Below are 351 nucleotides of genomic sequence, written 5' to 3' on the forward strand. Positions count from 1 at the left end.
GCTCTTCCATTTAACAGTACTCTCATTTAGAATGATTTTTTTTGTAAATAAAAATGCTGTTATCATAAAGAAAACACTAACACTTATTTGTCCTAAGTTATTAAAGAATTCAGAATCAGGTCTAATCCACTTACCATTCGTTTTCCAACTATATGTAATCACATAATGATGAAAAAACACACACGAAGCTAAAACTCCTCTTAAGGAATCTAAGTTTTTATATCGTTTTTCGATACTCATAATAAAAATCTAGCAGTCTAAAAAGTTATCATAATGGAAATATTCATCAATTTCTATCTTTCCATAACCATTAACCTAAACTTTAGTTCTAACTTATAGTCAGCCTTGTAT

General features: G+C 27.9%; 1 protein-coding gene. It reads right to left on the bottom strand.

Annotated features, from left to right (window positions below; translation table 11 throughout):
- On the bottom strand, positions 1-240 hold a 240-nt coding region (locus E5A76_RS12645; protein WP_161119143.1), incomplete at its 3' end, for an acyltransferase family protein.
- Positions 241-351: the final 111 nt, after the last annotated feature.

The sequence above is a fragment of the Photobacterium lucens genome (genome assembly GCF_009873615.1).
Lineage (GTDB): Bacteria > Pseudomonadota > Gammaproteobacteria > Enterobacterales > Vibrionaceae > Photobacterium > Photobacterium lucens.